This window comes from Sphingobacterium suaedae, from assembly GCF_042684625.1.
Taxonomy (GTDB): domain Bacteria; phylum Bacteroidota; class Bacteroidia; order Sphingobacteriales; family Sphingobacteriaceae; genus Sphingobacterium; species Sphingobacterium suaedae.
Genome location: NZ_JBHULR010000003.1, coordinates 183,697 through 207,362, shown reverse-complemented (window position 1 = coordinate 207,362; position 23,666 = coordinate 183,697). Strand labels below are relative to the sequence as shown.

General features: G+C 41.3%; 21 protein-coding genes. 8 read left to right on the top strand and 13 right to left on the bottom strand.

Annotated elements, in window-relative coordinates; all coding sequences use genetic code 11:
* Positions 1-84: 84 nt before the first annotated feature.
* The 3 genes from ACFSR5_RS04235 to leuS all read right to left on the bottom strand — a co-directional run bounded on the left by ACFSR5_RS04235 (position 85) and on the right by leuS (position 4,373).
* Positions 85-816, bottom strand: a complete 732-nt coding sequence (locus tag ACFSR5_RS04235; protein ID WP_380901044.1) for a DUF3307 domain-containing protein — start codon at positions 814-816, stop codon at positions 85-87.
* Positions 813-1,412 (bottom strand): hypothetical protein, encoded by a 600-nt coding sequence (locus ACFSR5_RS04230; RefSeq protein WP_380901042.1) that lies wholly within the window; start codon positions 1,410-1,412, stop codon positions 813-815. Before ACFSR5_RS04230 ends, ACFSR5_RS04235 begins: the two co-directional genes overlap by 4 nt.
* A gap of 177 nt (positions 1,413-1,589) precedes the next feature.
* A complete protein-coding gene (leuS, locus tag ACFSR5_RS04225; protein ID WP_380901040.1) occupies positions 1,590-4,373 on the bottom strand; it encodes a leucine--tRNA ligase in 2,784 nt (927 codons plus the stop codon).
* Between the two features lie 214 nt (positions 4,374-4,587).
* Here leuS and ACFSR5_RS04220 point away from each other — a divergent pair, with 214 nt between their 5' ends.
* Genes ACFSR5_RS04220 through ACFSR5_RS04200 form a run of 5 tightly spaced genes read left to right on the top strand, consistent with a single transcriptional unit; the run spans position 4,588 to position 8,248 of the window.
* The gene (locus ACFSR5_RS04220) at positions 4,588-5,466 is read left to right on the top strand and encodes a cell division protein FtsX (RefSeq protein WP_380901038.1); all 879 of its coding nucleotides are present in this window, start codon (positions 4,588-4,590) and stop codon (positions 5,464-5,466) included.
* A gap of 11 nt (positions 5,467-5,477) precedes the next feature.
* Positions 5,478-5,726 (top strand): DUF3098 domain-containing protein, encoded by a 249-nt coding sequence (locus ACFSR5_RS04215; protein ID WP_380901036.1) that lies wholly within the window; start codon positions 5,478-5,480, stop codon positions 5,724-5,726.
* Entirely contained in the window at positions 5,726-6,520 is a 795-nt protein-coding gene (locus ACFSR5_RS04210; protein ID WP_380901034.1) for an undecaprenyl-diphosphate phosphatase, read from the top strand. The genes ACFSR5_RS04215 and ACFSR5_RS04210 overlap by 1 nt, the downstream gene beginning before the upstream one ends.
* Positions 6,521-7,243, top strand: coding sequence for a tRNA pseudouridine(55) synthase TruB (truB, locus tag ACFSR5_RS04205; RefSeq protein ID WP_380901032.1), 723 nt, complete (start codon positions 6,521-6,523; stop codon positions 7,241-7,243).
* Between the two features lie 21 nt (positions 7,244-7,264).
* Entirely contained in the window at positions 7,265-8,248 is a 984-nt protein-coding gene (locus tag ACFSR5_RS04200; protein WP_380901030.1) for a bifunctional riboflavin kinase/FAD synthetase, read from the top strand.
* Between the two features lie 36 nt (positions 8,249-8,284).
* On the opposite strand, the gene cmk is transcribed toward ACFSR5_RS04200, so the two are convergent.
* From cmk to yihA, 5 genes are all read right to left on the bottom strand, one after another.
* Positions 8,285-8,980 (bottom strand): (d)CMP kinase, encoded by a 696-nt coding sequence (cmk, locus tag ACFSR5_RS04195; protein ID WP_380901028.1) that lies wholly within the window; start codon positions 8,978-8,980, stop codon positions 8,285-8,287.
* A complete protein-coding gene (locus ACFSR5_RS04190; RefSeq protein WP_380901026.1) occupies positions 8,980-9,393 on the bottom strand; it encodes a hypothetical protein in 414 nt (137 codons plus the stop codon). The genes cmk and ACFSR5_RS04190 overlap by 1 nt, the downstream gene beginning before the upstream one ends.
* A 3-nt stretch (positions 9,394-9,396) precedes the next feature.
* Positions 9,397-11,775, bottom strand: coding sequence for a type I DNA topoisomerase (gene topA / locus ACFSR5_RS04185; protein WP_380901024.1), 2,379 nt, complete (start codon positions 11,773-11,775; stop codon positions 9,397-9,399).
* A 92-nt stretch (positions 11,776-11,867) separates the two neighbouring features.
* Entirely contained in the window at positions 11,868-12,722 is an 855-nt protein-coding gene (locus ACFSR5_RS04180; RefSeq protein ID WP_380901022.1) for a 4-hydroxybenzoate octaprenyltransferase, read from the bottom strand.
* A gap of 4 nt (positions 12,723-12,726) precedes the next feature.
* Positions 12,727-13,341, bottom strand: coding sequence for a ribosome biogenesis GTP-binding protein YihA/YsxC (yihA, locus tag ACFSR5_RS04175; protein ID WP_380901020.1), 615 nt, complete (start codon positions 13,339-13,341; stop codon positions 12,727-12,729).
* 105 nt (positions 13,342-13,446) lie between these two features.
* Between yihA and ACFSR5_RS04170 the strand changes: the two genes are divergently transcribed.
* Genes ACFSR5_RS04170 through ACFSR5_RS04160 form a run of 3 tightly spaced genes read left to right on the top strand, consistent with a single transcriptional unit; the run spans position 13,447 to position 16,144 of the window.
* Positions 13,447-14,370, top strand: a complete 924-nt coding sequence (locus tag ACFSR5_RS04170; protein WP_380901018.1) for an ABC transporter ATP-binding protein — start codon at positions 13,447-13,449, stop codon at positions 14,368-14,370.
* An 11-nt stretch (positions 14,371-14,381) separates the two neighbouring features.
* On the top strand, positions 14,382-15,692 hold the full coding sequence (locus ACFSR5_RS04165) for an ABC transporter permease (RefSeq protein ID WP_380901016.1): 1,311 nt from the start codon (positions 14,382-14,384) through the stop codon (positions 15,690-15,692).
* A gap of 41 nt (positions 15,693-15,733) precedes the next feature.
* The gene (locus tag ACFSR5_RS04160) at positions 15,734-16,144 is read left to right on the top strand and encodes a hypothetical protein (protein WP_380901014.1); all 411 of its coding nucleotides are present in this window, start codon (positions 15,734-15,736) and stop codon (positions 16,142-16,144) included.
* 48 nt (positions 16,145-16,192) lie between these two features.
* Here the strand turns inward: ACFSR5_RS04160 and ACFSR5_RS04155 are convergent, their stop codons facing one another.
* The 5 genes from ACFSR5_RS04155 to serC form a co-directional block, all read right to left on the bottom strand.
* The gene (locus ACFSR5_RS04155) at positions 16,193-18,484 is read right to left on the bottom strand and encodes a GH92 family glycosyl hydrolase (RefSeq protein ID WP_380901012.1); all 2,292 of its coding nucleotides are present in this window, start codon (positions 18,482-18,484) and stop codon (positions 16,193-16,195) included.
* A gap of 498 nt (positions 18,485-18,982) precedes the next feature.
* Entirely contained in the window at positions 18,983-20,143 is a 1,161-nt protein-coding gene (gene lysA, locus ACFSR5_RS04150; RefSeq protein ID WP_380901010.1) for a diaminopimelate decarboxylase, read from the bottom strand.
* A gap of 3 nt (positions 20,144-20,146) precedes the next feature.
* Complete coding sequence (locus ACFSR5_RS04145; protein WP_380901008.1) at positions 20,147-21,460, bottom strand: aspartate kinase; 1,314 nt, start codon at positions 21,458-21,460, stop codon at positions 20,147-20,149.
* Positions 21,461-21,584: 124 nt separating this feature from the next.
* Positions 21,585-22,532 carry a D-2-hydroxyacid dehydrogenase gene (locus ACFSR5_RS04140; RefSeq protein WP_380901006.1) on the bottom strand — a complete coding sequence of 316 codons (948 nt, stop codon included), beginning with the start codon at positions 22,530-22,532 and terminating at the stop codon, positions 21,585-21,587.
* A gap of 6 nt (positions 22,533-22,538) precedes the next feature.
* Positions 22,539-23,606, bottom strand: a complete 1,068-nt coding sequence (gene serC / locus ACFSR5_RS04135; protein ID WP_380901004.1) for a 3-phosphoserine/phosphohydroxythreonine transaminase — start codon at positions 23,604-23,606, stop codon at positions 22,539-22,541.
* Positions 23,607-23,666: the final 60 nt, after the last annotated feature.

Genomic DNA, 23,666 nt, shown 5'->3' with positions numbered 1-23,666 from the left:
GATTTGACACAATTTACGATTTAAAATAATATCCGCAATAATTTATAGGTGTCTTATTAAGACTATCGTCATGTTTCCAATGACCTAAGCCAGGTATTTTAAACCTAAACGAAGTGCATAGCCGATGGCGATTCCAAGCGTAAAGCTGGCAAAAGTGCCCACCAATATATATTCTGTAAACTTAGTATCCTTTGCGTTTGTAAGATCTCCGAAGCGAAAAATTGATTTTGCTCCGAGTAAAAAGCCAATTCCTGACAAAAAGCCAAGCTGTATAAACAGGATGATAAGCAAGCGTTCCATGATGCCGATAAGTAAACCAGCGTCAGCAAGTGAATTTTTGGGTTTATGCAAAAAATCAGACTCAGATGTCCATTTACTGAAAAAGACACGCAACGCAATTGGACTGACACAGACGGTGAGTATGAAACTTAAGGCATAGAGAAGCGACGGAGCCGACCACAAATATGTTAGCCATTCTGGAGGAATGCCGTATGCGTACAGTACCACGGCCAATAGTACCCCCACATGGAGCAGTTGATCAACGATAAACGCTCGAAAAGGTTTATTAGTCCATCTTTTTTCTATATAAATTTTTAGACTATCGATAACCAGATGCGAACACGCTATAAATACGACGGTCTGCCAATATTTGGACAAATCGGGCAAGAAAAATAACAAGAGTAAGCCTGTGTGGACGGCGATGTGCAAAAACAGATAGGCAATATGTTCTTTCCTTTTGTTGACCCAGCTTTTGGGTTGGAGAACGAAATCGCCGAGGCAGTGCGCCAGTAATAGCTTTAAGAAAAACACACTCATGAGACTAAGATCGCTTGCGTACAATATGCTAATGCTTCTTGAATTTTGGCAAATGACGCCTTATTCAACTCGTTGCTAACCTGGCTCTGATGTTTCTTTTTAAGCAGTTTAGCTAAATCAATTTGATTGAGATTCGTATGTTCTAGCGCTGCTTTTACAGTGATAGCCATGTTAGGTGTCCATCGTTCTGTGAGCGCTGTCACAAGGGAGAGGATCACATTGCACAGCCTATTGGTTTGCTCGTTTGCAGATTTCAAAAACAACGTGTCCTTCTTTAGCTCATCGAACGCTTCGCCGGAATAAATAAGTGCATCGCCGAAACTATTTTTTACGTGGGCCGCGTCATGTGTCTTTGTCCCTATTCCTATCCCAATTCGAGCATCCAGTTTCAGTGCAATCATGGTAGCTTTTATAGAGATAGCAACTATAATCGCTTTTTCTATATGTAGCTCAGCTTGAAAACTATCTCCGCGAAAGATGTCAAATTTCGTCGTCTGCTGCGAAAGCACCTCTTGCAATGCTGGAAGCCAGGTCGTCGGGCTTTCGGTTCGTGAACCAACGATATCACCCGTTAGGATAGCAATTCTCTTTTCCATCTTATCAAAGATAATGATTTATAACGGGCTAAGCAACGTCGTTTTTGAGTATATATCATTAAAATCAATGATAAACGCATTTATCATCAAAATCAATAATAAATACATTTATCATTAAATTCGGTAATAAACAAGAAGACTATAAGCCTTCTTATTTTATTCCCGTGTTATTCATATTTATACAACAATATTGATAATTTTCCCTTTCACAAAGATCATTTTTTTCACAGGTTTATTATCTAAAAACCGAAGTACATCATCATTGGAAAGCACAATTTTCTCTATCGCTTCTTGATCGAGATCTAGCGCTAAAGCCAAATTCATTTTCATCTTTCCATTGATAGACACTGGATACGCAAATTCAGATTCTACTAAATAGGACGGATCAAAAGCGGGATAAGAAGCGTAAGAAATCGTCCCTGCAGGATTACCCAGTAGAGCCCATAATTCTTCGGTCACATGTGGTGCATATGGCTCGAGAACGATAATCAGGTCTTGCAATATTTTGCGCTTATTACATTTTAAATCGGTCAACTCATTAACACAGATCATAAATGCAGAGACCGATGTGTTGAATGAAAAACGTTCCACATCTTCCTCAACTTTTTTGATGATTTTGTGTAATGCTTTAAACTCTGCTTTTGTTGGCTCATTGTCGGATACGTTAAAATTTCCGTCAGCGTCATGGAACAAACGCCACAGTTTACGTAAAAACTTGTGCACCCCTTCTATTCCATTTGTATTCCAAGGTTTAGATTGTTCCAATGGCCCTAAAAACATTTCATACAGCCGCAAAGTGTCCGCCCCATAGGTCTCAATAATATCATCAGGATTGACAACATTAAATTTAGACTTCGACATTTTCTCGACCTCCGTTCCACAGACATACCGATCATTTTCAAGAATAAATTCAGCTTCGGCAAAATCAGGGCGAGAAGCTTTAAATTTCTCGGTATCCAATACGTCGTTGTACACGATATTAACATCCACATGAAGCGGGATAGTATTATACAGCTCTTTTAAACCATGTGAAACGAAGGTATTTGTCCCTTTTCCGTCTGTATCCAACACACGATAAACAAAATTAGAACGTCCTTGTATCATCCCTTGGTTGATCAACTTTTTAAACGGCTCTTCTTCGTTGTGAAAACCTAGATCTTTTAATACCTTATTCCAAAAGCGAGCATATAGGAGATGCCCCGTAGCATGCTCAGAACCACCAATATATAAGTCGACCGACTTCCAATATGAGACCGCTTCTTCCGATACAAAATCGTCTGCATTTGACGGGTCCATGTACCTAAACCAGTACCAAGAAGATCCAGCCCATCCCGGCATAGTGCTCAACTCATACTCGTATTCCCCCTTATATTTCCAATTTTCAGCTCTTCCTAACGGCGGCTCGCCCGTCTCTGTAGGCAAATACTTATCAACCTCGGGCAGCAAAAGCGGCAATTCGCTCTCTTCAATAAGATAGGGCAATCCATTTTTAAAATAGACAGGAACCGGTTCTCCCCAATAACGTTGTCGTCCAAAAATCGCATCGCGCATCCGATAATTGACCTTCGCTTTTCCCAAGCCCAATTCTTCCAGTTTTTGGGTAAGTGCTGGAACAGCTTCCTGGTAATTCATACCATTAATAAAGTCCGAGTTAATGTATCGACCTTCCTTATTTGGATCTGCGGCTTCCTCAATATGTTGAGTATCTGATATAGGAATAATCGGCAATTCAAAATGTTTGGCAAACACGTAGTCTCGTTGATCTCCGGATGGGACTGCCATTACCGCGCCTGTGCCGTATCCCGCCAACACGTAGTCGGCAATCCAGATCTGTACATCATTGCCCGTTAACGGATGTTTAGCATAGGAGCCCGTAAATGCGCCAGATACTGTTTTTGTATCGGCCATACGGTCAAGTTCTGATTTCTTAGCCGTTTTTTCCTTATATGCCGTAATTGCAGCACGTTGTTCCTCTGTCGTCAGGACATCCACCCAATCATGTTCGGGAGCAAGGACTAGGAAAGAAACACCATAAATGGTGTCTACCCGTGTAGTAAATACCTCTATCTCCGAACCCATTTGAGGAACCGGAAATTTAACCAATGCACCTACCGATTTACCAATCCAGTTGCGCTGCATTTCTACCAACGGTTCGGGCCAATCTATCGTGTTTAACCCTTTCAATAAACGATCAGCATAGGCTGTGATACGCATAGACCATTGCATCATTTTCTTTTGCTCGACCGGATATCCCCCCCGTTCAGAGACACCATTGATCACTTCATCGTTAGCTAACACCGTGCCTAGTGCCGCACACCAATTGACCGTACTCTCGCGCAGATAGGCCAACCTATACTTTAACAACTCACGTTGTTGTTCCTCATAGTCAAACGATTTCCACTCTTCCGCCGTAAAGACTCGTACGTCATCGTCTGCTACCGCCTTTACGCCGTGCGATCCTAACCGATTAAAATGGTCCACCAGGGTATCCATCGATTCTGCCTTGTCATTTTCTTGATTATACCAAGCGTTAAACAACTGCATAAAAATCCATTGCGTCCATTTATAATATAGAGGTTCAGACGTTCGGACTTCTCTTGACCAATCATACGAAAAACCGATATTATCCAATTGTTCACGATAACGGTTGATGTTAACTTCTGTCGTCACAGCAGGGTGTTGGCCGGTCTGAATAGCATATTGTTCCGCCGGCAATCCAAAAGAGTCATATCCCATCGGGTGCAGAACATTAAAACCTTTCAGCCGCTTATATCTCGAAAAAATATCGGAAGCAATATAGCCGAGCGGGTGACCAACATGCAAACCTGCTCCCGATGGATACGGAAACATATCTAGCACATAATACTTCGGTTTTTCCGTCGTTTCCGACGGTTTAAAGGTGCCGTTCTCAGCCCAAAACTTTTGCCACTTTTTTTCTAAAGATTGATGATTGTATTCCATTTCTTAACCTGTTCTGCTTACCTCAAAGAGATGCGAAATTAGCTAATTTGGATCAAAATAGACAGAAAAGTTTCATAATAAACAATAAATTGTGCATATTGGGTGTTAAATCTTTAAACGTTTTTATGAGTTTTCATGGAAGATATTACATGAAAATATTTCGTAAATGCGCATTATTATTTACTTTCGCATCAAAATAGATTAGAAACACGATATGTCAACATACGAAGAGGGTTCACCACGAAAGAAAACTAAATCTGTTTATGTCTCCACGGTAATCAGCATCGCGCTGGTCTTGTTGATGACGGGACTACTAGGACTGATCTTGGTACATGCAAAGAATCTTTCCAAATACGTAAAGGAGAATATCGTCTTGAACATTATTGTCAATGACAACGTCAACGAGGGTGATGTTCTTGCTATGCAAAAAGATATTGAAAAGGATCCCTACGTATTGCGAACCGAATACATCAGTAAAGAGCTGGCAGCGAAAAACTTAAAAGAAGATCTGGGCGAAGACTTCGTGGAGTATTTAGGCCACAACCCATTACTGCCATCGATTGACGTTTACTTAAAAGAACAGTATGCCAATACGGACAGCATACAGACATTTATACAGAAAGCGTCAAAAAACAGTCGAGTTAAGGAGGTCGTTTTCCAAGAATCGTTAATCGATATGGTCAACAAAAATATCCGTATTATTGGTATGGTTATTTTAGCGTTCACGGTCGTACTTCTCATTATCGCTGTAGCATTGATTAACAACACCATCCGTTTAGCGATATACTCGCAACGCTTCTTGATCAAAAGCATGCAACTGATCGGTGCTACTAAGAATTTTATTCGTAAACCGTATTTATTTTATGGTATCTTCCACGGTTTACTTGGGGCGTTAATCGCTATCTTGTTATTAATATTCACCTTACAATTTGCGCAAAAACAGATTCCCGATTTGGTATTCCTTCGCAATTGGTACGAATTCGGCGCAATATTTTTAATTGTCGTTGCATTAGGAGTGCTCATATCGGGATTCAGTACATACTTCGCTGTCACCAAATATCTTAGAGCCAAGTCACACAGTTTATATCGTTAAAACTATCAACCATGTCTGAAAAGAAACAAAAAAATGTATCGTCAACAGGAAAAGTCGGCTTTGCCTTCGAAAAAGTTAATTACCAATTGTTTATAGCAAGTATAGCGGTTGTTGCACTCGGATTTATCCTGATGATGGGTAAAGAAGACATTTATAGTTTTACAAAGATTACCTTGGCCCCTTTCGTCGTCGTTTTGGGATTCGCCCTTGGTTTTGTAGCAATTTTATATAAACCGAAAAAGAAAAATATTCAAGAATAATGACCTATTTTCAGGCGATTGTTTTAGCAATCATTGAAGGATTAACAGAATTTTTACCTGTCTCTTCCACAGGTCATATGATTATCGGAACAGCATTGATGGGAATGGAACCTTCTCCATTTGTCAAACTATTCACGATTGTCATACAATTGGGAACGATCTTATCTGTATTAGTTCTTTATTTCAAGCGTTTCTTTAAGTCTTTGAATTTCTATTATAAGCTTGTCGTAGCAGCCATACCAGCATCCATACTAGGTTTGGTGTTAAACGACTTCATAGATTCCTTATTAGAAAGCCCATTAATGGTTGGTGTAATGTTGGTTGTTGGCGGGATTATCTTACTATTTGTAGACAGGTGGTTCAATAAGCCGCAGATCGATAATTCGGACAAGATCTCGTATAAACAGTCGTTTATCATCGGTTTATACCAGTGCCTTGCTTTGATTCCGGGCACCTCGCGATCAGCAAGTACCATTGTGGGGGCCATGACACAGAATTTGACCCGGAAAGCAGCAGCAGAATTCTCTTTCTTTCTAGCAATCCCAATGATGCTTGGAGCGTCTGTCGTTAAATTATTTAAGTTTTTAAAAGAGGGGCATGCGTTTACAGGAGAAGAGATTAATCTCTTGCTTGTCGGAAATCTGGTAGGATTTGTTGTAGCCATTATTGCAATTAAGTCGTTTATCAATGTACTTACCAAATATGGCTTCAAAGCTTTTGGTTGGTATCGTATTGTGGTGGGATTAGTGATTATTGTACTTTTATTGAGCGGACATAGTCTGCAGATTATTTAAATGGCAAATACAACAGAAGAGACGAATTCTTCTCCATTCCAGTTTGCAGAAGGCGAGATTTTACTAATCGATAAACCTTTGGAATGGACAAGTTTTGATGTAGTGGGTAAACTCCGGAATTCAATGAAACCGGAAAAAATAAAAGTGGGACACGCGGGCACACTTGATCCATTGGCCACGGGACTATTAATTATTTGCACTGGTAAATTCACGAAAAAAATAGATTCCTTTCAAGCAGAAGATAAAGAATACACTGGTGTTATTACGTTGGGTGCTACCACCCCTTCTTATGATCTTGAAACAGCCATCGATGCGACGTTTGACTATACACAAATTACCGAGGAGGACATCCGCTCCACAGCAAGTAATTTTATAGGTGAACAACAACAGTATCCTCCCGCCCATTCGGCTATTAAAATCAATGGGGAACGGGTTTATGAGAAGGCCAGACGAGGTGAAGAAGTAGCGCTCAAATCTCGTCGTATTGTCATTCAAGAATTTCAGATCGAAAAGATAGAGTTGCCCGCCGTTTATTTTCGCATTACATGCTCGAAGGGTACTTACATTCGGTCTATCGCACATGACTTCGGTAAAGCATTAGGAATCGGAGCCCACCTCAGCGCACTTAAACGTACAAAAAGTGGCAACTTTCATGTCGATAATGCTTGGAATTTGCAAGATTTAATTCAAAAGATTAAATTACAAAAAACGGTAAATCATTAGACTTAAAATCCTACACCAGGAATGAAAATATACAGAAGCTTAGATGAGTTTGAGACCTTATCAAATGCTGTGGTTACTATCGGAACCTTTGATGGCGTACATATAGGTCATCAAAAAATTTTATCGAAGTTAAAAGAGTGCGCACAAGAATCAACAGGTGAAACGGTTTTATTAACATTCTTTCCTCATCCTCGCCTTATTATTAATCCGAATGATGATAATCTACGACTGATCAATGATATCGAAGAAAAAACGCATAGACTAGCATTATCGGGAATCGATCATTTGATCATCACTCCCTTCACACGGGATTTTTCTAATCAAACACCTGAAGAATACATTAGTAATGTTTTGGTGGGGCGTCTCGGAACGAAACAAATTGTCATCGGTTACGACCATCATTTTGGAAAAGATCGGCGGGGTTCTATTAAAGATCTAAAACATTACGCCGATATCTACGACTACTCGGTAGAACAAATTCCGGAGCAGGATATTGAAGATGTAGCTGTGTCTTCGACACGGATTCGCGAATCTTTGATTAAAGGAGATATCGAAACCGCAAATAAATATCTCGGATACCCTTTTGAGTTAACGGGAACTGTGATCCGAGGTGACCAGATTGGACGGGAGATTGGTTTTCCTACCGCAAATCTAAATGTGCACGAAGCACATAAACTTATTCCAGCGTACGGAATTTATGCCGTGGAAGCGGAGATCTATCCGAATGTTCCATCAATTCAAACGGGTAATTACATACATCCCGAACCGGAACGCATAACTAAGGGTATGGCTTATATAGGCACACGCCCTACCGTGGATGGCATGAACCGAAAAATAGAAATTAACCTGTTGGATTTTAAAGATGATATTTACACCAAGACCTTGCGCGTAAAATTTCTAAAGTTTATCCGACACGACCGTTGGTTTGATTCACTAGAAGCAATGAAAGAACAGATAAAAGAAGATGAGGTAACCATTCGGAGCTATTTCGCTGACTCCCTGTAACCCGCCAATTGGAACATGTTAAAAAAAGGGAAACGCTTATACGTTTCCCTTTTTCTGTTGCCTACGTTTTTCGTACTCTTGCAGAACGATCGACAATTGTTCGTCTTGCGTAAGATCGGAATTGTCCAAGACAAATGCATCTTCAGCTTGACGCAACGGACTTTCCTGCCGAGTACTATCAATATGGTCGCGATGCGCGAGGTTATATTTTACATCATCCATCGATACCTTTTCGCCTTTTGCTGCCAATTCGGCAAATCTACGTTCGGCACGTACACTGGGACTCGCCGTCATAAATATCTTCAGATCGGCGTCTGGAAATACAGTTGTGCCGATGTCCCGACCGTCCATAACGATATTACGACGCCGTCCTAGTTTTTGTTGCTGGGCCACCATGGCTTGTCGCACCTCCTTAATCGTGCTAATTTCACTGACCTTCTCGGATACATACATGGTTCGAATCTCTTCTGAGACATCTTCTTCATTGAGGAGAATCTGGATTTTATCCATATTTGGTATGAAATCGATATGTATATTTGCCAACGCCGCATGCACCGCTTCGGCATTTGTCACATCTACGCCTTCACGCAGAAAATACAAGGTTACCGCTCGGTACATGGCCCCGCTGTCTACGAATACGAAATGGAGCTTTTTAGCTAATGCTTTTGCCACCGTACTTTTGCCGCAGGAAGAAAAACCATCAATGGCGATAATAAAATTTTGTCTAGACATTATTTGCTTCCCCCTATGACAATCCCTGGCTTATTTACCAATGGAACTTTAATCAAATTTTCATCGACAATACTCTCTGGCAAAAAGATATATTTTTTATCATAAATCGTCTTGTCAATATAATAACTTAGCCAATATTCATTTGTTAAACCAAATACTTGAGTATCGATCGCCTCAATTTTTACTGAACTGGAACTCGGTATATCCCCTAAAAAGTGCCTCAACGTAGTTGTCTTTACTTCATTGCCGTCCTTCTTCCCATATCCTTTGGATGATACCAAAACGTTTACAATCGGGCACGGTTTTTCGTTAATTAAATACACATTCCAAACTTTCGATGTTGGAGTTTCACCTTCCAGCACAACGGCGATGGATATATCTTCTACAACATTTTCCGGCAGATCTTTCTTCATGCCCTATTTTTTAACTTTTGTCGTTTTACTTGCTGCTTTACGCGGTGCTTTTCCAGCTGATTTTTTAGTGCTGGTTGATTTACTTTTAGGATCGGCAGCTGCCCACTTTAACACATCTTCATAAGTAATCTTCTCTATATCTGTGCCTTTAGGAATCTTCAGGTTTTGTTTGCCGAAACGTACGAAAGGCCCCCAACGTCCGTTTTCAATTTGTGCCTCCGGGTTTTCCTCGAAAACACGAATTATCTTCTCAATATCTTTCTGTCGTTTATCCTGTATAATTTGGATCGCTTCTTCTTGCGTAACATCCATGGGATCGATGCCTTTTGGCAACGAATAAAATGCACTAGCATGTCGAATATAGGGACCGAAGCGACCGATCGCTACCGTCATTTCCTTATCTTCGAATTCCCCCACCTTCTTGGGCAATTTAAAAAGATCCATGGCTTCTTCGAACGTAATCGTTTCGATCATTTGCCCCTTTCTCAAAGAGGCAAACCGAGGTTTTTCCTCATCATCTGCTGTGCCAATTTGCACCAAAGGGCCGAAACGACCGACCCGCACACTCACAGGTTTTCCCGACACAGGGTCAACTCCAAGGTCTCGTTCGTGTGTTGCACGGTCCGCATTTTCTAACGTATCTTGAATTCCGTCATGAAATGGGCCGTAGAAGTCTTTCAGCATCTCCGTCCATTCCTTATCTCCTTGAGCGATCTCGTCAAACTCTTTCTCTACCTTCGCTGTGAAATGGTAATCAATAATGTCATTGAAATGCTCCACTAAGAAGTCGTTGACAAGAACGCCTATATCAGTAGGGAACATTTTAGATCGCTCAGCCCCCGTTGTTTCCGTTCTTATTTCTTCTACAATTTTTTTATCGAGCTTACTCAATACGACATATTTCCTTTCGCGACCATCACGGTCCTCTTTGACCACGTAGCCCCTATTTTGAATTGTCGATATTGTTGGTGCGTACGTTGACGGTCTGCCTATTCCCAATTCTTCCAGTTTTTTCACCAACGAGGCCTCTGTATAGCGTGCCGGAGGACGAGAAAATCGTTCCGTAGCTGTCATAGCTTTCAATTCCAGAAGCTGTCCTTTATCCAATGGTGGTAGTAATGCATTATCACCGTCCTGATCCGCTACAAGATCTGAATCATCATCCGTCGATTCCATGTAGACCTTCAGAAATCCATCAAACTTCATTACCTCACCCGTCGCAACTAGCTCTTCTTTTCTCGTCGATACACCAATCTTTGCAGTTGTTTTTTCAAACTCCGCTTCGCTCATCTGAGATGCGATGGCTCGTTTCCAAATCAACTCGTATAATCGTCGCTCAGCGTTGTCTCCATCAATGCTATGATCCGAAAAGTATGTTGGGCGAATTGCCTCGTGTGCTTCTTGAGCACCCGCAGCTTTAGTTTTATATCGCCGTAACTTATGATATTTTTCGCCGTACGCATTCACAATTTCCTGTTGTGCCGCTTGAATAGCGGTATCGCTTAAATTGACGGAATCTGTACGCATATAGGTAATACGCCCAGCCTCGTAGAGTCGTTGCGCAACCTGCATTGTACGAGCCACCGAAAATCCGAGTTTTCTACTGGCCTCCTGCTGTAGGGTTGATGTCGTAAAAGGCGCTGCTGGAGTGCGTTTAGCCGGTCTTTTCTCTAACGAGTTGATCTCAAATGCGGCCTCAAGGCAGTCGTTCAAGAACAGATACGCGTCCTCTTTTTTCTCAAAGCGTTTCGGCAACTCAGCTTTAAACATCTCCCGAACCTTACCTGTCGAAAATTGCGCAACGATTTTGAAAGATGCCTCCGCCTCAAATTTATTAATCTCCCGTTCGCGTTCTACAATAAGCCTTACAGCGACGGACTGCACGCGTCCCGCAGAAAGGGAGGGTTTCACCTTTCGCCACAAAACTGGAGATAATTCAAACCCCACCAACCGATCAAGTACCCTACGTGCCTGTTGCGCATTCACCAAATTAAAATCGATCTTTCGGGGTTGCTCAATCGCTTTAAGAATGGCCGGTTTGGTGATTTCGTGAAATACGATACGTTTTGTCTTCTCATCTCTTAAAGACAAGGTTTCATACAGGTGCCAAGAAATAGCTTCTCCTTCTCGATCCTCATCGGAGGCTAGCCAAACCATCTCGGCATCCTTTGCAAGTTTTTTTAATTCGCTAACTACCGCCTTTTTATCTGACGGTACCTCATATTTTTGTTTAAAATTATTCTGCGTATCTATCGCATCGTCCGTCTTCACTAGATCCCGGATATGGCCGTAACTAGACTTCACTAAAAAGTCTTTGCCTAAATATCCTTCTATCGTTTTGGCCTTAGCCGGGGACTCTACAATCAGTAAGTTTTTTGCCATTTAAATGAATGATTTCTGCAAATAAAGCTATTTCAAAATGGAATGACAATAATTTTTGTTACTTCATCCCGAAAAAAATAAATAATATCGTACTATGTCAAAAAAACAATATCTATCAAATAGAAAAAGGCGAATATGACCGACGCAATACCGTTCGTCGTCATAAATGCTCTGTCTACCCTACTTAAATCTGTTGGGCTTACAATACGATGCTGATAGATTAACAATGTTCCATAAAATAACAGACCTATATAGTAAAACCAACCGACAGTCATGTAAAACATGGGAAGAAGCACAAAAACAAACGACAACACATGTAATCCTTCGGAGATATGCAATGCTATTTTCCCACCAAAATATGCAGGAATAGAATTTAGTCCATGAGATCGATCGAACTCTTCATCTTGAAGCGCATAAATGATATCAAAACCACCAGACCAGCACATCACCGCTATACCGTAAAATATTGGTATGATGTTAAACTGATTCGTTACCACAAGGTAGGCACCTATTGGAGCTAGACCGAGGCCTACTCCCAGCACCAAGTGGCACAACGGCGTAAAGCGTTTGGTGTAACTATAAAATAACACAACAAAGAGTGCGACCGGAGACAAATAAAAACAGAGGGTGTTTATAAAGTATGTTGCGGCAATGAACAGCAAACAGCTAAAAAAAGTAAATCCGATGGCATTCTTTGGAGAAATCCGGCCCGCAGGTATGTCACGCATGGCGGTGCGCGGATTTATTGCGTCGATATCTCTATCAAGGAAACGATTAAATGCCATTGCAGCACTTCGCGCCGAAACCATACATACCAACATCAACAACAGTTTTTTCCAATCGAACGTATGTGCAGTGGTTTGCAAAGCTAGAAAAAAACCAATCAGCGCAAACGGTAATGCAAAGATACTATGTGCAAAAAGCACGAGGGACATATATTTCTTCATGATACTATACCGACGGAGGAGGAACAAAATTTTCGTTTATTTCGCCTATCGTTCCGAGGATACTATCCGTCCCGGCTTTTGTCTCCGCAGACGTTAAAAAGACAAGAGGTACCTCTTCAAACCATGTCAATAGTGCCTTTTTGAATTTAGCTATATTTTGATCTGACTTTACCATAGATTGCTTATCCGCCTTGGTAAACACAAGCATAAACGGTAAACCTTGCTCCCCTAACCAACAACAAAAATTGAGATCAATGCGTTGTGGTTCATGCCGACTGTCTATCAAAACAAATACACATTGCAAATTGTCACGTTTCGTTAAATATTGACGGATAAATTTTTCCCACTCCGCCCTGTTTTTCTTTGAAGTTTGTGCAAAACCATATCCGGGTAAGTCTACCAAATACCAGTCCCCGTTAATAACAAAATGATTAATCAGTTGCGTTTTGCCCGGCTTTTGCGATGTCTTAGCTAAGCCCTTTCGGTTTGTAAGCGCATTAATTAGTGAAGACTTCCCTACATTCGACCGACCAATGAAGGCATACTCCGGCAAAGTCGGCGCAGGCAGTTGTCCCACATTTGTATTGCTACATACAAATTCAGCAGATTTTATAAGCATATCACAAAGGTAAAAAAATACAATTGCTAAAAGCAATAGTTTTTTTTTCACCAGTACTGTAATGTTTGGGTATTTTTCACTTAATTTAAGAAAATTTAGTAACCAATGCTTGAAATAAGAAATATTGTTAAACAATATAGCAACCACCGCGCGCTGGACGATGTGTCGGTAACGGTGCCCGTTGGTAGTATATTTGGCCTACTGGGACCAAACGGGGCTGGAAAAACTTCCTTAATCCGAATTATCAATCAGATCACGGCTCCAGATAGCGGCGAAATCTTCTTTGATGGTGAACGCCTTCATCCCAAACATATTGAACGTATAGGCTACCTCCCAGAGGAGCGTGGTCTTTATAAGAAAATGCGCATCGGAGAACAAATGCTTTATCTAGCACAATTAAAAGGGTTAGGTAAATCAGATGCTACACAGAAAATAACGTATTGGTTTGAAAAACTAGGTATAGAATCTTGGTGGGATAAAAAGGTAGAAGATCTCAGTAAAGGAATGCAACAGAAGGTACAGTTTGTGGCCACCGTGGTACATGAACCTGATTTGATCATACTGGATGAACCTTTCTCGGGATTCGATCCGGTAAATGCCCAAATCATTCAACAAGAGATATTGGAACTAAATAAAAAAGGAGCGACCATCATTTATTCGACACATCGCATGGAATCGGTGGAAGAGTTATGCGATCATATTGCTTTGATTAATAAATCCCGAAAAATAGTAGATGGAGCAGTGAGCGACATCAAAAAGTCATATCAAAATCATACGTATGCGGTCAAGTGTACTGAACATATATCTTCCGGTTTTAAAGTACAAGATCAAGATGTTTTCCAAGTTATCGATTGCGTTCGACGAAACGATGAACTAGAAATTAAGCTCCAGCTAGACAAACGTTTTACATTAAATGACGCATTACTACAGCTTATACATCAAGTAAATATCCGAAGCGTAACAGAAATAATACCGTCTATGCACGATATTTTTATCGATAAAGTGACTAATACCATAGCCACAAATTAATCAAGCAAAAAATGAATAAAATCATTCTTATCATACAAAGGGAATATGTGAGTAGGGTTCGAAAGCGATCTTTTTTATTAACGACGTTTTTGGTTCCGTTGTTTTTTATTGGCATGTATGTGGGCATTTTTTTCCTAACAAAGAAAAGTTTTGAAGATTCTCACGCGTTAGTACATGTCGTCGACCAAGAAGGAACAATAGCGCCGCGACTTAAAAGCAATCGTAATATTACGTATACACGGTCCAATATTGAACTCCAAAAGCCGGTCAACCACCTCAAAACGATGGCTGATAACACCAGCTTGCTCATCATTCCAAAAGACTTTTTTAAGATTCGAAGTGTGGAGCTTCTCTCTTCCGGAAAACCAAATATCACGATGCAAGGAGAGATTCGCGATCAGTTAAAGGAAATTGTCCGAACAGAAGAATATGCCAAACTCGGATTTGATATCGATAGCATACGCGGTGTCAACGACCGGATTACCATCTCGGCTAAGGAACTGACAGAAGAGGGAGAGGCCAAGGAAAGTCATACCGAAATGGCTATGGGGATAAGTATGGCTTTATCTGTACTGGTTTATCTATCTCTTTTTCTGTATGGTGCACAAGTTATGCGTGGAATCATAGAAGAAAAGACGAGCCGTATCGTTGAAATAGTGATATCTTCCGTGAAGCCTTTCCAGCTCATGATGGGTAAAATTATTGGTATCGGCCTCGTCGGTCTTACCCAGTTCTTACTTTGGTTGCTCTTAACGTTCGCCTTAACCAGTGTAGCGACAACCATGCTCGTTGATCAGAACGACATGGCTTCCCAGGTTGCTAAAAATTCCCTTCAACAGGATCAACTTTTACAAGCAGATCAAGGATTTGATTTAGCCGCAGCATTTCAATCTATCAACGTTTCTGAATTGCTCGTTTGCTTTTTCTTGTTTTTTCTTGGGGGATATTTCTTGTATAGTGCATTGTTTGCAGCTGTAGGTTCTGCTGTCGATAGTGAAACAGAGGCGACACAATTTACGATGCCAATTACGATGCCCTTACTGCTAACGTATGTTTTATCGTTTGGGGTGTTGGTCAATGATCCAAACGGGAGCATCGCCACATGGCTTAGTTTTATTCCGTTCACGTCGCCCATTGCGATGCTGGTACGCGTTCCTTTCGGTGTACCCACCTGGCAAATTGTCGTATCTTTGGTTTGTCTCGTAATAGGTTTTCTGTTCACAACATGGATTGCTGCCAGGATTTACAGAGTAGGAATATTGATGTATGGAAAAAAGGCGAGCCTTAAAGAACTGATAAAATGGTTTAGTTATAAAAAATAAAGTAAAACAATAGGTCCTTAAAAAACCGTCAAATCATCAACATGGAATCAACATATCAATCCCCCCAAAAAAGATCCGGAAAGTTTGGTAAAATTTTCAGTTGGATACTTATCATCGCTTTGCTTATATGTGCAGGGTACGTCTACTACAAATATTACTTCGTATTTGGTGAGGGCGTTAAGTCAGGCTATTTAAACTTTGCGGTAAAAAAAGGAAATCTATTTAAAACATACGAAGGCAAGCTTATCCAAGAAGGTTTTGGAAGCGCAAAAACCGGCACTGGAATATCGAGTAATGAATTCGAGTTTTCAATAGAAAATGATTCTATCTTTCATGTATTGGAATTAAACAGTGGAAAATATTTTGATCTCCATTATAAGGAATACCATGGCGTCCTACCATGGCGCGGAAATACGAGATATATTGTTGACCAAGTGATTAATATGAAATAACTGAAGCTTCAGGGGAACTAGCTCCGTCTTCCTACTTCCCCTGAACTTCTAAAAGCCACTTTTCTTTGGTGTGCCGCTCATCACGAAGGTAAGCTTTCCACCGGCAAGGATATCTTCGTGCCGCAGTAGGTAACCATCCAAAACTTTACCGTTTAGCCTAACTTCTTTCACATATACATGTTTTTCCCGTTGATTAATGGTTTCTATTTCGAACGTTTTCCCGTTATGAAGTGTCACCTTCGCTGACTTTACAAGTGGACTCCCTATCCAATATTCTACAGATGCAGGACTCACCGGATAAAATCCTAGGGCACTAAATAAATACCAAGCGCTCATTTGTCCGCAATCATCATTTCCTCCTAATCCATCATAGCCTGTATGATATTGGTTCCGGAGAATCAAACGAATACGCTCCTGCCCTTTCCATGGAATTCCTGCAAGATTGTGTAGGTAAACTACGTGATGGGCGGGCTCATTTCCATGTACATAATTTCCGATAATCCCTTCCCGCGTGATATCCTCGGTATTAGCGAAAAATTTATCTGGCAAATGCATGGTGAACAAAGAGTCCAAATAATTTCCCAAGCTATCCTTGCCTCCCATAAGTTCCATTAAACCCTGGGGATTATGCGGCACATAAAGGCTGTAGTTCCATGTATTTCCCTCGATGAACCCTTGTCCGTGTGTTTCCAGTTGGTCAAAATTTTTTCTGAATTCCCCTTTAGCATTCTTCGGGCGCATAAAACCAATACGCGTGTCGAAGAGATTACGCCAATATTCAGAACGTGTAATAAATGTGTTGTACAGTTCTTCTTTTTGTAGATGTTTAGCCAATTGAGCGATGCACCAGTCGTCATAAGCATACTCTAACGTGTTTGAAACGGAAGTCGCGGAAACTTCATCGGGAACGAATCCTAGGTCAATATAAGCGCCGATTCCCTCATATCGCCTTGTATTCGCTGTGCTAACGCATGCTGCTAATGCTTTCTCGGCATCGCCTGTGTATATGCCCTTAATTATAGCGTCGGCCACGACGGATACGGCATGATAACCGCTCATACACCAATTGTCGTTTGCGTAATGCGACCAAATGGGCAACATGTGTAACACGCTTTGATCGTAGTGCGCCATCATCGAGGCAACCATATCTGCATTACGTTTGGGATTTATTAGATTCAAGTAGGGATGAAAAGCTCTAAACGTGTCCCAAAGTGAGAATGATGTATAGTTCGTAAATCCGTCAGCCCGATGGACTTCTTGATCAAGACCTTTATACTCCCCATTTGTGTCCATGTACATCGTGGGCATCAACGCAGCATGATACATAGCGGTATAAAAATTCACGTAGTCATCCGATGACATCATTTCCACCTTTATTTTCTGCAATTCCGCTTCCCAAAGTTCTTCTCCTTTCCGTCTCACTTCATTGAAATTCCAATCAGGAACTTCGGCATCCATGTTTGCCAATGCATTGCGCATGCTTACAGGGCTAATGGCGACTTTTAACTGTACTTCTTCGCCTTCTTCCGTGTCGAAATCAAAATGCATTTTCATGTTTCGGCCAGCAAGCTCAGGGAAATTTGATGTCTGATCGAATTTCCTCCAAAATCCTTTGTAAGGTTGATTCTTATCCGCAAATGAGGCGCCATAGTTCTTAAAAGATTTGGAAAAGCGAATCGCAAAATATATGGTCCGGGTTCGCGCCCATCCGTTCGATTGCATGTAGCCCGTAAGCAGGGAGTCATTTGCCACGCGTACAACAGTCCAAACATTCTTATTATCGTAATTGTAAATGCCTGACTTCAAATCTAAAATCAGGTGTGCTTCGTTTGATTTCGGAAATGTATACCGATGAAAACCTACACGCGCAGACGCCGTCATTTCTGCCAATACGTTAGGATCTTCTAAAAGTACACGGTAGTAATTGGCCCGGGCAATTTCTTTATCATGAGTATAACGCGACCGGTAACCATCCTCAGGACGATCTGCTGTCCCGGGGTTTAGTTGGATCTTTCCTACTGTTGGCATAATAAGTAAATCACCCAAATCGGAATGCCCTGTCCCGCTAAAATGGGTGTGACTAAACCCCACGATGGTCGGGTCGTCGTATTGATATCCTGCACAATATCGATATACTTCGCCATTGTATTTCCCGTTTACGGCGTACGGAATCGTGTCGGTATCCGGGCTCAACTGTACGGCACCAAACGGGACTGTCGCACCTGGAAACGTATGCCCCATTTTTGCTGTGCCTATGATGGGAGATACGTAATCGATCAATCTCTTTGTCTGTGCTTGAACACATAAAGGTAGTACAAGAAATAAGAATATTTTTTTCATAAAAAGAGTTAAAATAAACTATACATGCTGAAGAGTCACAAGTTAAGAAATCCAACGTTTATATGCTATTGACAACGTCGAATTCTTAAGATAGGAGCCTGCACTGCGTCAATATCATGCCCAGTATCCTGTTTTCTCAAACTTGGGATATATTCCGTAGTAAATTTCGGTTATCTATTAAAAATGTTTCTTCTAAAAACTATTTACCAGCGATATCAAGTCAACTGTTTTATCCATAGGATCCAAATTATTATCCGCCGTCAATACGATTGGCAGCCGAGCTTATTTTAATACGTTTACCTTGCGAGCCAGCAATATTAACTTACCGAGCAAAAAGCACATATAGCCTCTTCCGGCTCCTTCTAATTGAACGACGATAGTCTTACCGATTAATTTTGACTGCCGGATTTATTTTTAAAATCAGCAAGTTGGACGCATAATAAAAACCCTGATCAATTATAAAATTGTCAGGGCTTTTAATGCTGTTAATAGAACAAATTATATCGTATCGCTGTAAACGTAACGGATCTCTTCTCTCAAATTGTATCGGGATGCCATCACTTCGCCGTAGGCACCAGCAGTCCGTATAGCGATTAGGTCCCCACGCTTGGATTCTGGCAAAGGAACCTCTTTACCAAAACAGTCTGAGCTTTCACAAATAGGACCAACAACATCATAGTTGACTATCGGCTCTTCCGTCTCGCCAACACGCTCCATTTTGTGGTATGCTTGATACAAAGCCGGCCTCATCAATTCCGTCATCCCCGCATCAAGTACCAAAAAATGTTTTTTTACGCCACTTTTCGTGTAAAGCACTTTACTCACTAGTGACCCGCATTGTGCTACGAGTGCACGGCCTAATTCGAAGTGTACTTCTTGATGTGGCCCGCGCTCCAAAAACTTGTCAAAAATATCAAAGTAAGTATCAAAGTCCGGAATCGGTTGTTCATCGGGATGATGATAATCTACCCCTAGTCCCCCACCCACGTTTAAAACCTTGATTACTGTTCCCCGCTCTTCAAACCAACTTTTCCATTCGTTAACTTTAACACAGAGGCTTTTAAAAACATTCATGTCTGTAATCTGTGATCCCACATGAAAATGCAAACCTATCAGTTCGACATGGGCTGCGTTGCGGATAACAGAAGCGGCTCGCTCCAACTCCGAAGTTGGCACGCCGAACTTATTCTCATCCAGTCCTGTCGTAATATAATGATGGGTGTGTGCGTCAACATTTGGATTTATCCGTAATGAAACATTCGCCTTGACGCCTAATTGGCCAGCCAACTCGTTAATCACTTCCATCTCCTGAATAGATTCGACATTAAATGCAAAAATGTGATGGTTCAGGGCCAAAATGATTTCCTTGTCAGATTTGCCAACCCCCGCAAACGTAATCTTTCCCGCATCAAATCCCATATCGATAGCTTTCTGCACCTCATTACCACTCACACAATCAGCTCCAAATCCACTAGCTTGAATAGACTTCAATAATCGATCATTGAAATTAGCCTTCAACGCATAGTGTACGTGAAATCCACGTTTATCCGCGGCTTTTTTAGCGCTATCCAACGTTTCTTGAAGTAAACTGAGGTTGTAATAATAAAACGGCGTTTCCAAACCTGCTAACTGACCGTGTAATTTTCTAGAAAATAACATACGCTAAAACAATCTATTATGCAATGAACGAAGCGCTTCCACTTTATGATCAGCGTCCAATAACAACGAGACATTGTAATCGGATCCACCATAGGAAACCATACGTAACGGCAGATGTTTTACGGCGTCTAATACACGTGCAGCATATCCGTGCGTATTTGCGCTAAAATCACCCACTATACAAACAATCGTCTGATTGTGGTCTACGTGAACAGACCCGAAGTCTTCCACTTCCTTCACAATATCACCAAGATGTTTGGTATCATCAATCGTTAAAGAAACAGCCACTTCAGATGTCGTGATCATATCAATCGGTGTTTTGTAGCGTTCGAAAATTTCAAAGACTTTGCGTAAAAAACCGTATGCCAGTAGCATTCTGGATGATTGGATGTGGATAGCGGTAATGCCGTCTTTCGCCGCGATGGCTCGTATTTGACCGGTTTTTCCACCCTCTTTGCTAATCAATGTACCCGCTGCTTGCGGATCCATCGTATTTAGCAAACGAACTGGCACATTATACTTCTGTGCAGGAAAAACGCTCTGTGGATGCAAAATTTTGGCTCCAAAATAGGCCAATTCTGCTGCTTCATCAAAACTTAGATTGGCTATTGGTGTTGTATTTTTTACGACACGCGGATCGTTATTGTGCATACCATCTATATCTGTCCATATTTGCACCTCCTCGGCACGTATCGCAGCCCCGATTAGGGACGCTGTATAATCCGATCCTCCTCGCCGTAAATTATCTATCTCTCCAAAAGAATTTCGACAAATATACCCCTGCGTAATAAAAAGCGTATTCTCCGTATAGCTATTCAATAAGCTCGTTAACTTTTCACCGATATAATCGACCATAGGCTCATTGTCTTCATCTATTTTCATGAAATCCAATGCCGGCAATAGCACGGAAGGCACTTGGATTTCTTCTAGATGAAAATGAAACAATGCTGTCGAAAGCAGTTCTCCCTGTGCTAAGATTATTTTCTCCTCAACTGGTGTAAACATCTCATTACCTAATGAGGAAATATAGTTAAAATGATAATCAATCAGATTCTTCCCTTTAGCCAGCCCCTTTTCTGTTGCGAATAATTCGCTTATGAGCCCTTCATACTTGTCCTTATGCTGTTTGATAAGCGCCAATGCCTCAGCTTCCTTACCGGCCAAGAAAGCTTGACCAATTTCAACCAAAGCATTCGTAGTCCCAGCGACAGCAGATAAAACCACGATCTGACGATCTGAAGGATTCACAATATCCAACAACCCTTTGATTCGCTCGGCACTACCAACGGAAGTACCGCCAAATTTTAAAATTTTCATAATTCGAAGTATACTATTCTTAAAAACGTGTAAAAGTAATTATTTAGACTATTATATTAACAAAAATGCGGCACAAAACGCTTATCATTGCTTTGTGCCGCATAAAGATTATTATGCGGAAGAATTACTTCTTCAGAGCGTCAATCAGTAGTAAAGCTAATTCTACGCCAATACGTTCTTGCGCTTCATTGGTCGCTGCGCCGATATGTGGTGTTAAAGAAACCTTTGGATGGCTCAGCAATTCCTGTCTAGGGGTCGGTTCATTATCGAATACGTCTAAGGCTGCAAAAGAAACTTTTCCTGCGTCTAACGCTTTTAATAACTCCAGTTCGTCGATAACGCCTCCACGGGATGCATTTACTAAACCCACTCCATCTTTCAACAGCGTGAACTCTTCCTTTCCTATTGCTGGTTTATCCAAAAATGGCACATGTAATGTGATAAAGTCGGACCGCTTAAGTACTTCCTCAAATGACACTTGAGAAACAGGCAAATCTACCTGTACCCCACCTGAAAGCAATAAAGGTAACGATGTCGGACCTTCGAACAAATCGGTGTAAATTACATCCATTCCCAAGCCTAATGCAACTTTTGCAGTTTCGCGTCCTATTCTTCCAAAACCAACAACGCCTAAAGTCTTACCTCTCAGTTCCACTCCTTTCGCGTATGCTTTCTTTAGTCCCGCGAAATTAGTAGCTCCCTCTACGGGCATTTTACGATTCGCATCGTACACAAAACGAACCCCGTTTAGCAGGTGTGCAAAAACAAGCTCAGCAACCGATAAAGATGATGCCGCTGGCGTATTGATTACGGCAATTCCTTTAGAACGTGCATAGTCGACATCAATATTATCCATACCGACACCACCTCTGCCAATGGCTTTGATGTTTGGACAAGCATCAATAAGCGCTTGTCTAACTTTTGTGGCACTACGTACAGTAATAGCGTCGTACCCTTTTAGTTTCTCCTCGAGTTCCTCCTGAGGAATATGATTTGTATCTACTTCAAATCCAGCATCTTCCAACAGTTTCTTTCCTACTGCGTCAATACCATCGTTGGCTAAAATTCTCATTTCGTATTATTTAGTTTTTTCTTCAAACTCACGCATGGTATCTACCAACGCGTTGATAGAGCTAATTGTCAAAGCATTATAAACAGACGCGCGGAATCCTCCTACCGATCGGTGTCCTTTAATCCCAACTAATCCCCGCTCCTTTGCCAAATTCAGGAATGCAGCTTCCTGTTCCGGAGTGTCCATAACAAACGTGATGTTCATTCGGGAACGATCCTCCACATTCGCTGTTCCCTTGAAGAATGGATTTCGATCAATTTCATCATACAGTGTGCGCGCCTTGATGATATTTTCCTGTTCAATTACTTCTACTCCTCCCTTTGCCTTCAACCAACGTAAGTTTAGCATCGATACATATATGGAGTAAACAGGTGGAGTATTATACATCGAGCCCGCCTTAGCATGAGCTTGATAGTCAAAGATTGTTGGAACAGTACGCCCAGACTTTCCGAACAATTCATTTTTCACAATGACCAAGGTTACTCCCGCAGGGCCCATATTTTTTTGCGCACCTGCATAGATTAAATCATAATCTGCAACATTGATCACTCTGCTCAGAATATCGGAAGACATATCCACGACAGTCGGGATGCCTACAGCTGGCTTTTCAAAAATCTCCGTTCCGTAAATCGTGTTATTTGATGTAAAGTGAAAGTAAGCAGCGTCCGATGGGACAGAAAATCCTTGTGGGATATATGTATAGTTCTTATCCGATGAGGAGGCTACGATTTCTACATTTCCTAGCTTCGACGCCTCTTTAGCTGCCTTAGAAGCCCAAACACCTGTATCCAGGTATGCTGCTTTCCCTCCTTCTGGTAATAGGTTCATTGGAACCATCGCGAACTGTTGACTTGCCCCGCCCTGCAAAAACAAAACAGAATAATTTTCCGGCACATGTAAAAGTTCACGAACGAGCGCTTCCGCTTCGATAACTACCTGCTCAAATTCTTTGGAACGGTGCGATATTTCAAGAATGGAAAGCCCTGTGTTATTAAATTCAATAACTGCCTGTGAAGCTTCTTGAAATACTTCCTTTGGAAGAATGCATGGTCCTGCCCCAAAATTGTGTTTCATCGTTAAGATATTAGTAGTAAATAATTTAAACTAGATCATTTAGACTCCTCTTGACTAAAT